Below are 9,174 nucleotides of genomic sequence, written 5' to 3'. Positions count from 1 at the left end.
CAAAACCAGCCCCGCGAACCGGGGAGACAAACAAACCCAGAGACTGCCGACGAACGGCAAGAGCGCCACCACAAGCACCACGGCTTCGCGGCAACCCGGAGGACAATACGGATCGCGGTCGGCGGTGTCAACCTGCCCCTCGGGGCTCCCCCGAGGGGCTCAGTCGAGGTCCGTCAGGCGGCCGCCCGCGTCCGGCTGGGCGTCCTCGACGCGGCGCAGGAGGCGGGTGAGGAGCTCGCCCAGCAGGGCCCGTTCGGAGCGTGTGAGGTCCTGGAGGAGCTCCTCCTCGAAGACGGAGGCCTTGCGCATCACCTGGAGCCACTTCTCGCGCCCTTCGTCGGTGATCCCGATGATGACGCGCACCCGGTTCTCCGGGTCGCGCTCACGGGTGACCAGTCCCTGGGCGAGCATCCGGTCGATGCGGTGGGTCATGGCGGCGGGGGTCAGGCCGAGCCGCTTGGCGATGGTGCCGGGCCAGAGCTGGTACGGCGAGCCCGCCATGACCAGCTCCTTGAGGACCTCCCACTCGGCGTGGCCCAGGCCGAGAGTCACGAGCTGGCGGCCGTACGCCACGTTCATCCGGCGGTCGAGGCGGCTCAGCGCGTTCACGACCTTCTCCACCTGAGGGTCCAGGTCGCGGTATTCGCGCTGGTAGATGGCGATCTGCTCGTCGAGCGAGGGCTGCTGGCCGGCTACGGGAGGCATGCCTGGAGTATCCCACGCGAAGCCGTTCGCCTTGAAGGCTTGCACCATGTACTCTTTATCTTCGAACTTTAGCTTGGAAGTCTTCCGTTTCTCAGGGCTCCCCCTCAGGGGGCCTCCATCCAGAGGTAGGTGAGTGTGACCACGGCGATGAGCGCTGCGCTGCGTCGGATCCAGTGCGGGAACGCGTTGGCGGCATTCGGCAACGGCTTCACCGCGCCCTTCCTGTTCGTCTACGCCTCGCGCGTGCGCGGCTTGGGAGAGGGCACCGCGGGTGCGGTGATGGCGGTCTTCGCCGCGGCAGCGCTCGCCGTACTTCCGTTCACGGGGAGGGTGATCGACCGGCGGGGCCCGATGCCGGTTGCCTACCTGGGTTCACTTCTCGGTGCGGTGGGCGCGCTGGGCTTCGCCACGGCGGAGAGCGCACCGGGCGTCCTGGCCTCCTCCGCACTCATGGGTGCCGGGGTCGCGGTGCTCCAGCCGGCGCTGGCGACCATGATCGTGGCCTGTTCCGGCGCCGCGACGCGCTCGCGCGCCTTCGCCACCCAGTTCTTCCTCAACAACCTCGGGCTGGGGCTCGGCGGACTCTTCGGCGGGCTGATGGTGGACGAACACCGTCCCGCGACCTTCACACTGCTGTTCGTCATCGAGGCCGCGATGTTCGTGGTACTGGGCGTGGTGCTCGCGACGGTCCGTCTGCCCCTTCCCGGGCCTGCACACGACAGCAAGACGCCGTCGCGTCAGGCGGGACCTGCCGCGCGGGCCGGAGACAACTGGCGCGCGCTGCTCCAGGACAGGTCGATGGTGCTGCTGTGCGTGCTCGGGTTCGTGCTGTTCTTCGCGTGCTACGGGCAGTTCGAGTCGGGCCTGTCCGCCTACGCGGTCGAGGTGACGCGCATCTCCCCCGCGACGCTCGGCATGGCTCTGGCCGCCAACACCGCTGTGATCGTGCTGGCGCAGTACGTCGTGCTGCGGCTGGTGGAGCGTCGACGGCGCAGCCGGGTCGTCGCCCTCGTCGGCGTCATCTGGGCGGTGGCCTGGGTGGCCGCCGGAGCGTCGGGGCTCGTGCACGGCACGCAGGCGGTGGCCACTGCTCTGCTCATCGGCACGTACGCGCTGTTCGGCCTGGGCGAGACGATGCTCTCCCCCACAGTGGCACCGCTGGTCGCCGACCTTGCGCCCGCCAGGCTGATGGGGCAGTACAACTCGGCTTTCGCTCTGGTGAAGCAGCTGGCGCTGGCAGTCGGTCCGGCGGTCGGCGGGCTGCTCGCGGCAACGGGCGCCTACGGGCTCTACATCGCGCTGCTCGTGGGCTGTTCGCTGGGCGTGAGCCTTCTCGCGCTGTGGCTCGGCAGGACGCTGACCGCTGTGCAGGACCGGCCGTACCGTTCCGTCGTCGTGGCGGGACGGAACGAGACGGCAGACGACCTCGGGCACGGGCAGGGCGCACCGGTGAAGGAGCACGCGCTGGCGGCGTCCGGGCACTGACCGGCCGGCGCGGCTACGGGGTCGGCAGGGCGAACTCGCACCACACGGACTTGCCGCCCCCCGGCGTCCTGCGGGACCCCCACGCAGAGGCGACGGTGGCGACGATGGAGATGCCGCGGCCGGCTTCATCGACGGGGTCGGCGCGGCGGCGGCGCGGCAAGTGGTCGTCGCCGTCGGTGACTTCCACGATCAGGCGACGGTCCGTGCGCCGCAGCCGCAGCCGCATGGGCGGGGTGCCGTGCTGCAGTGAGTTGGCGACGAGTTCGCTGGCGGCGAGGACGCCGAGGTCCTGCAGCTCCCTCGGGAAGCGCCACGACGAGAGCACTCCGGTGGCGAACGCGCGTGCGCGCGGGGCCGCTTCGGTGCCGCCGAGCAGGTCGAGGGCCGCGTTGTGGAAGAGCTCGGCGTCGGGACCCGTACGGGCCGGGTGCTCCATGACGAGGACGGCCACGTCGTCGTCGTGTTCGGCGGTGATGCCGAGGGAGCGCAGGAGCCGGTCGCAGACGATGTCGGGCGACCCCGTGGCTCCGGCGAAGGCTCGTTCGAGCGTGAGGACGCCGGTGTCGATGTCGGCGTCGCGGCGTTCGACGAGGCCGTCGGTGTAGAGCACAGCGGAAGAGCCGGGGTCGAACGGCAGGGAGCGGGAGACGTGCGCCCAGCCGCCCGTGCCCAGCGGCGGTCCTGTCGGCTCGGATGCCCGGTGGACCCCGCCGTCGGCGTCGCGGACGATGATCGGCGGATGGCCTGCGGAGGCGTAGTGCAGGACGCCTTCGTTCGGATCGTGCACTGCGTAGACGCAGGTGGCGATCTGGCTGGCGTCGATCTCGGCGGCCAGGCCGTCGAGCAGTTGCACGACCTCGTGCGGCGGGAGGTCCAGCCGTGCGTAGGCCCGTACGGCAGTGCGGAGTTGGCCCATCACGGCAGCGGCGCGCACTCCCCGCCCCATGACGTCGCCGATGACGAGGGCGGTACGGCCGGCGCCGAGGGTGATGACGTCGTACCAGTCACCGCCGACGGCTGCTTCCGTCCCGCCCGGCTGGTAGGTGGCGGCGACGCGGAGATCGTCGGGCTGTTCGAGTTCCTGCGGCAGCAGGCTGCGCTGCAGCGTGACGGCGGCCTCTCGCTGGCGGCGTTCGCTGGCCCGCAGCCGCTCGGCCGCCTCCACCTGGTCCGTGACGTCGGCGGCGAAGATCAGCACGCCGTTCTCGCTGTCCGCGGTGATGGGCGTGCAGGTGAACGTGTAGAAGGCGTCCTTGGGTTCGCGTCCCTCGCGTCCCTCACGCCCGTCGCGTGCGTCACGCGCGTTCGACTGTTCGCGGGAGATGCCGGCACGCGGGACGCGCCGTGATTTCACTGTGCGCGGCTTCCCGCTGCGCAGGACCTGGTCCATGAGGGGAAGCAGACCCAGTTCGACGAGTTCCGGCAGGGCGTCGCGAGCCGCGTCGCCCTGTGCGCGAGGCCCGAAGACGGCTCTGTAGGCGTCGTTGACGTAAGCGATTCGGTGTTCGGGGCCGTGGACGACAGCGGCGAGAGCGGGAACCTGCCCCAGCAGGTCGTGCACGGACAGGGCGTCGATGCTGCGCGTCACGCGGGCGCTCGGGGTCTTGCCCCCTGCGGGTGGCCCGAGTGCCGCGGCGGATACCGGCGTACGGCCGACAGTGGCGAGCGGCCCCTCCGCTGGTCCCCGAGCTGGGGCGCGCCGGCTGTCCGCGGGGGCGTGCGTCGGACTGTCCGAGCCGGTCTCGTCTCCGGGAGCGGAGGAAGCCGGATCAGCCGCTGTGTCGACGCCCGCGGTTGCAGTGGACGTCAGACGCTCCCCTCGCGCTGCCGGGACAGCGCCCGTGCAGTCAACGGGAGCGCTGTCCGTGCCGTCCGTACCGCAGGACGCGGCGTTTCCCTCCGCTTCCTCCGCGGAGGTGCCTCCGTCGTCAGGACGTTCGGGCACCTCGCGCTCGGACGCCTGCTGCGCCTGCGCTGCCGCCCGGGCGGCCCGGGCGGCTGAGGTGCGCCGCTGAGTGCCGGGCAGTCGGGCGCTCCAGCGCGTGAAATTCACGGTCGTCCGATTCCTCGTGTTGTCCGGAAGACGGCCGTCCGCAGGGCCGTCGTACTGCTCACTCTGTGCGGATGCGAGCCCACCCATGGTCACACGTTCCGCGGGGTGCAAGGCGGTCACATTGGATCACGCATCGTCACCCATGAGACCACCCGGAGAGTTCTCCGCGAGGTGCCCCGACAGGCCCGAGCTGTGCCGCAGCCCTCTGGGCGGGGGCTTACTCTCCGTTGCCGCGACGCTGTGCGCCGGCGGCGCTCTCGAACTCCGCACGCGGATGTTCGAGCGATCCCAGTGAGACGATCTCGCGCTTGAACAGCCCCGCCAGCGTCCATTCGGCGAGCACGCGCACCTTCCTGTTGAACGTGGGCACCCGGCTGAGGTGGTAGGCCCGGTGCATGAACCACGCCGGGTAGCCCTTCAGCTTGCGCCCGTAGACATGCGCGACGCCCTTGTGCAGGCCGAGGGAGGCGACGGAGCCCGCGTAAGCGTGACGGTAATCGCTCGACGGCTCACCCCGCAGGGTGGCGGCGAGATTGTCCGCCAGCAACCTGGCCTGACGCACGGCGTGCTGGGCGTTGGGCGCGCAGACGGCGCCGTCGGTTCCCTTCTCCTGTGCGGCCAGATCCGGCACTGCGGCCGCGTCCCCCGCGGACCAGGCGTGCTCGACGCCGTCGACCTTCAGTCGGGCGGTGCACTGGAGCCGGCCCCGTTCGGTCAGAGGAAGCCCCGCGGCCCGGAGGACGGGATGCGGCTTGACGCCGGCCGTCCAGACGAGCGTCCGGGCGGGGTGGCGTGACCCGTCGCTCAACACGGCCACTCTGTTCTCGCAGGAGTCCAGGCGGGTGCCGAGCCGCACGTCGATGTTGCGGGCGCGCAGTTCGCGCAGTGCGTGACGGCCCATCGTCTCGCCGACCTCGGGAAGGATCTTCTCCGCTGCCTCGACGAGGATGAACTTCAGTTCCCCTGCGCGGACGTTGTGGTAGTAGCGGCAGGCGTACCGCGCCATGTCCTCCAGCTCGGCCAGCGCCTCGACCCCGGCGTAGCCTCCGCCGACGAAGACGAACGTGAGCGCGGCGTCGCGCACTTCGGGATCGCGGGTGGACGACGCGATGTCGAGCTGTTCCAGCACGTGGTTGCGCAGCCCGATGGCCTCCTCGACCGTCTTGAAGCCGATGCCGTGCTCGGCGAGCCCGGGCACGGGCAGGGTGCGCGACACGGAGCCGGGCGCCAGCACCAGTTCGGTGTACGGGATCTCGACCGGTCCCGAGCCCTCCTCCTCCCCCGCGAGCGTCTTGACGTGGGCCACGCGCCGCTCGTGGTCGACGGAGACGGCCTCACCGATGACGAGACGGCACCCCTTCAGGACGCGCCGCAAGGGCACGACCACGTGCCGGGGGGAGATGGATCCGGCCGCCGCTTCGGGGAGGAACGGCTGATAGGTCATGTAGGGCTCGGGGTTGACCACGACGATCTCGACGCCGGCGTCGAGGCCGGCTCCCGGGGTCCGGCCGGAGTCGAGGAGGAGGCCGTCCCCGTCGCTCCGTCCGGGGGCTACGCCCTTGAGCTGGTGCTTCAGCTTCCGCTGGAGGCGGAGGGCGGCGTACATGCCCACGTAGCCGCCCCCGATCACGAGAATGCGCGCGGATTCGTTCTTCGCCTTCGTCACCCGTCCATGACGCACCCACGAGAGGTGGTTTGTCCACAGGCTCAGGGAATCGTATGCCTGGCGGAGGCTATCTCTCCGTTTCCCTCCGGCGCTCGCACACATTTCCATATCCGCAGGTCAGATCCGTGTGCGGAGGAGACTGAATGAAGCATTCCGGAAACACTCGTAAGGCCGGGTTCCCCTTTGCGGGGTGGCTGTGAACCCACCCCTTCTCTCTCGACCAGCGTTTGAACTATCTTCGTGACGTCGGGGGAGCGGTGCTTGACGACTGCGGTTCCAGCTACCCCGGCCGCAACAGCGCAAGGGTCTCCGGGGGGAGACTTGATGACCGGGGGAAAAAATTATGCGCATTCAGGGTATTCACGGCTCTCATTCGGTTGCCGCTGCCATGTCGGCGGTGCCTGACAACGGGAGCCAGGGGGCGGGCAACGGAGTCAGCGGACCCGGCGCCGTGAACGCGGCGTCCGGCGGCCTGCACCGGGCCGGCATCTCCGACAGCGCCGCAGAGGCGGCAGGCGTCCCGCGTTCCACTCCGCTGCGAGTGGACGCGCAGCGGAACCTCGAGCACGTGCTGCGGGCCGCCCGGGAGGTCTTCGGGGAGCTGGGCTACGGCGCCCCCATGGAGGACGTGGCCCGCCGGGCACGCGTCGGGGTGGGAACGGTCTACCGCCGCTTCCCCAGCAAGGACGTACTCGTCCGCCGCATCGCGGAGGAGGAGACCGCGCGCCTCACCGAACAGGCCCGGGCGGCATTGGGCCAGGAGGACGAACCGTGGTCCGCGCTCTCCCGCTTCCTGCGCGCGTCAGTGGCCTCGGGAGCCGGGCGGCTGCTGCCGCCCCGGATACTCCGGGCGGACGGATGGAGCACGGACGCGACGGCAGTGGACGGCGCGGCACGGCTGCCGCAGCAGCGGCAGGGCGAGTACGGGACCGAGCAGGGCTCGGGGCTGAGGCTGGTGCCTGACGGCACGGGCGTCCCGTCGCAGCAGCCGCAGCAGGGGCTGCCGCCGCAGCCGGCCGGAGCGCCGGGCGAGCAGCTGGGAGAGTTCGAGGAGGAGTCAGGCTGCGCGGAGCTGCTGAGCATGGTCGGTCAGCTGGTGCAACGAGCCCGTGACGCGGGGGAGTTGCGTGCCGATGTCACCGTCGGCGATGTCCTGCTGGTGATAGCCACGGCCGCGCCGTCGCTTCCGGACGCCGTCCAGCAGGCGGCAGCGTCACGGCGGTTGCTCGACATACTCCTCGAAGGGCTCCGCCCCCGGCAGAGGGCGTAACGCCGCCGGCCATGGCAGTGGCCACCGCGTCGGCAGAGATCGCCACTACCGGACGGATCGCACCGCACGCCGGGAATGCGTGGATCCAGACCGCGATTCCCCTCGGACGGGTGACTGATCCGGCGTAGCGATCACTGCTCGTCAACGCTGTGTCAGTCTTGCCCGGGACTTGGCTGCGACAGCGTGTGCGGGGGCCACTGCGATGGGTGCTGAGGAGCGGGAAGAACCCGGGAGGCACGTGAACCCGGGGAGCGCTGGCATAGCCCGGCCTCTCCGGTCCCCTTCTCCGCAAGGGAGGTCGGACGGAGACCACGGGGGTCGGACTCGGCGATCTCACTCTCACCACGGGCGGGGCTCTGACACCGACCTCCTGCGGAGCCTGCGCGAAGGTGGAACCTCTGCCTACGACGAGCTGTACCGGCGCCATGTGAGATCGGTCCGGCGCTACGCCCGTACCTGCTGCCGGAACCGGAAGACAGCGGACGCCCTCACCGACGAGGTGTTCGCCCGGATGCTGCGGGCGGTACACGGCGGAAAGGGTCCTCGGACGTCAGTTCGCGCCTACCTGCTGGCGTCCGTACGGCACCTCGCGACGGCCTGGGTGAGGAGCGGGCAGCGGGAGCAACTCGACGAGGAATGCGAAGAGTTCGCGCAGTCGCCGGTTGAAGATCCGCCAGGCGTGCGGTCGTCAGGGATCCGGTCGTCAGGCGCGCGGTCGCTGGGAGGGCAGCGGCCAGGAGAACGGTCGGCAGTTGAGCAGCCGTCAGCCGGACGATCTCCGAGCGACGGTGGAGGGCTTTCGGCCGAGGAGGGCCAGGAGCTGGACGCCGACGTCCTGGCGATGCTCGCAGCCGAACGCACGCTGGTCGTCCAGGCCTTCAAGGCTCTGTCGTCCAGGGACCAGGCCGTGCTCTGGCACACGACGATCGCGGAAGGGAGACAGAGACCAACACACGTCGCACCCATGCCGGTGCTCACGGAAGACGCCGCGGCCACCGCGACGTACGACGCACGCGAGAACCTGCGCCGTGCGTACCTGCAGGCACACGTCCACCGCTCGCACACGTACGGAGGGGACTGCGCCCGCTACTCGTCACAGCTCGACGAGTACGCGCGAGGGGGGCTGCGTGCGCGTGCCCAGTCGGGGATGCGGAGGCACCTGGAGCGCTGCCCGCAGTGCCGGGCTGCGGCAGCGGAGGTCATGGACCTCAACGAACGCCTTCGGGTGCTCGTGCCGGTGGCCTTCCTGGGCTGGTTCGCCTCGGGCGGTGGGGCCGAAGCCTTCGGTGCGCTGCTGAGTAGCACGGGCGTCACGGATCCGGCAGGTGAGGCGGAGACTTCTGTGACGCTGCGCAGCGACGCCCCCTCCGGAGCCGGAGGGGTGGTCGGAGCGGTCGATGCGGACGTGGCTGCCACGGGCGACGTGGTGGGCAGGGGCGACGTGACCGACGTAGCTGGCAGGGCCGACGTGGCCGGCACCGCTGACATGGCCGGCGAAGCTGACTCGGTCGTCGGGGATGGCGGGGTCGGCGGGGATGGCGGGGTCGGCGGGGCTGATGCGGTCGGCCAGGCGCGTCAGTCGGGACTGGCCCGTCGCTCGGGGCGGTCGCGGCATGCGGAGCGGCCGAGACGAGCGGGACGGTGGAGACGGCCGGGTTGGACACGTCCACAGTCGGGGGCGCGGCTGTGGAGGCGGTGGGGGCGGGCCGGGGTGGAAGGTCGTGGCCCCGGGACGTCTGGGCCGGTCTGCGCGGTTGTGAGCTCGCAGAGGCGGCTCGGTGCCGCCTTGCAGGTGAGCGCCGGTGCGCTGGCGGCGGCCGTGGCCGGCGTGACGCTCGTCTTCGCCTTGGCGGACGGTAGGACGGAGGGGGCGGGGGTGGGGGCCCCGGAAGGGGCCGCGTCCAGCAACGCGCCTCAGCCACCTGGCCGCGAGGCGGAGCCGGTTCCTCCCGGGTCGAGGGCCCGAGAGTCCGCGCCACGTGAGTCCGCTGGGGA

Annotated in this window: 6 protein-coding genes and 1 pseudogene; 3 read left to right on the top strand and 4 right to left on the bottom strand. The window is 71.0% G+C overall.

Annotated features, from left to right (window positions below):
* Positions 1-159 precede the first annotated feature (159 nt).
* On the bottom strand, positions 160-705 hold the full coding sequence (locus H181DRAFT_RS10135; protein ID WP_045864033.1) for a MarR family winged helix-turn-helix transcriptional regulator: 546 nt from the start codon (positions 703-705) through the stop codon (positions 160-162).
* Between the two features lie 135 nt (positions 706-840).
* Here H181DRAFT_RS10135 and H181DRAFT_RS10130 point away from each other — a divergent pair, with 135 nt between their 5' ends.
* On the top strand, positions 841-2,190 hold the full coding sequence (locus H181DRAFT_RS10130; RefSeq protein WP_045863904.1) for an MFS transporter: 1,350 nt from the start codon (positions 841-843) through the stop codon (positions 2,188-2,190).
* A gap of 13 nt (positions 2,191-2,203) precedes the next feature.
* Here H181DRAFT_RS10130 and H181DRAFT_RS10125 read toward each other — a convergent pair whose 3' ends face one another.
* Positions 2,204-4,243 carry an ATP-binding SpoIIE family protein phosphatase gene (locus H181DRAFT_RS10125; RefSeq protein ID WP_045863903.1) on the bottom strand — a complete coding sequence of 680 codons (2,040 nt, stop codon included), beginning with the start codon at positions 4,241-4,243 and terminating at the stop codon, positions 2,204-2,206.
* 217 nt (positions 4,244-4,460) lie between these two features.
* Positions 4,461-5,849, bottom strand: coding sequence for an NAD(P)/FAD-dependent oxidoreductase (locus H181DRAFT_RS10120; RefSeq protein ID WP_045864032.1), 1,389 nt, complete (start codon positions 5,847-5,849; stop codon positions 4,461-4,463).
* 448 nt (positions 5,850-6,297) lie between these two features.
* On the opposite strand from H181DRAFT_RS10120, the gene H181DRAFT_RS10115 reads away from it, so the two are divergent.
* Together H181DRAFT_RS10115 and H181DRAFT_RS30225 are read left to right on the top strand one after the other, a co-directional pair.
* Positions 6,298-7,179, top strand: a complete 882-nt coding sequence (locus tag H181DRAFT_RS10115; protein WP_078895628.1) for a TetR/AcrR family transcriptional regulator — start codon at positions 6,298-6,300, stop codon at positions 7,177-7,179.
* 202 nt (positions 7,180-7,381) lie between these two features.
* Positions 7,382-7,786: pseudogene (locus H181DRAFT_RS30225) on the top strand (RNA polymerase sigma factor); the annotation flags it as partial.
* 486 nt (positions 7,787-8,272) lie between these two features.
* On the opposite strand, the gene H181DRAFT_RS29870 reads toward H181DRAFT_RS30225, so the two are convergent.
* On the bottom strand, positions 8,273-8,794 hold the full coding sequence (locus H181DRAFT_RS29870) for a hypothetical protein (RefSeq protein WP_045863902.1): 522 nt from the start codon (positions 8,792-8,794) through the stop codon (positions 8,273-8,275).
* Between the last annotated feature and the right edge of the window lie 380 nt (positions 8,795-9,174).

Source organism: Streptomyces sp. WMMB 714 (genome assembly GCF_900090125.1).
In the GTDB taxonomy this organism is placed as follows: domain Bacteria; phylum Actinomycetota; class Actinomycetes; order Streptomycetales; family Streptomycetaceae; genus Streptomyces; species Streptomyces daqingensis.
The sequence above is the reverse complement of the archived record's forward strand: the minus strand, read 5'-3'. Positions and strand labels throughout refer to the sequence as shown.

What these genes read in the sequence shown, in the direction of transcription:
- H181DRAFT_RS10115 (WP_078895628.1), top strand. Translation starts at nt 6,298, where the DNA reads ATGTCGGCGGTGCCTGACAACGGGAGCCAGGGGGCGGGCAACGGAGTC.
- H181DRAFT_RS10135 (WP_045864033.1), bottom strand. Translation starts at nt 705, where the DNA reads ATGCCTCCCGTAGCCGGCCAGCAGCCCTCGCTCGACGAGCAGATCGCC.
- H181DRAFT_RS10120 (WP_045864032.1), bottom strand. Translation starts at nt 5,849, where the DNA reads ATGTACGCCGCCCTCCGCCTCCAGCGGAAGCTGAAGCACCAGCTCAAG.
- H181DRAFT_RS29870 (WP_045863902.1), bottom strand. Translation starts at nt 8,794, where the DNA reads ATGCCGCGACCGCCCCGAGCGACGGGCCAGTCCCGACTGACGCGCCTG.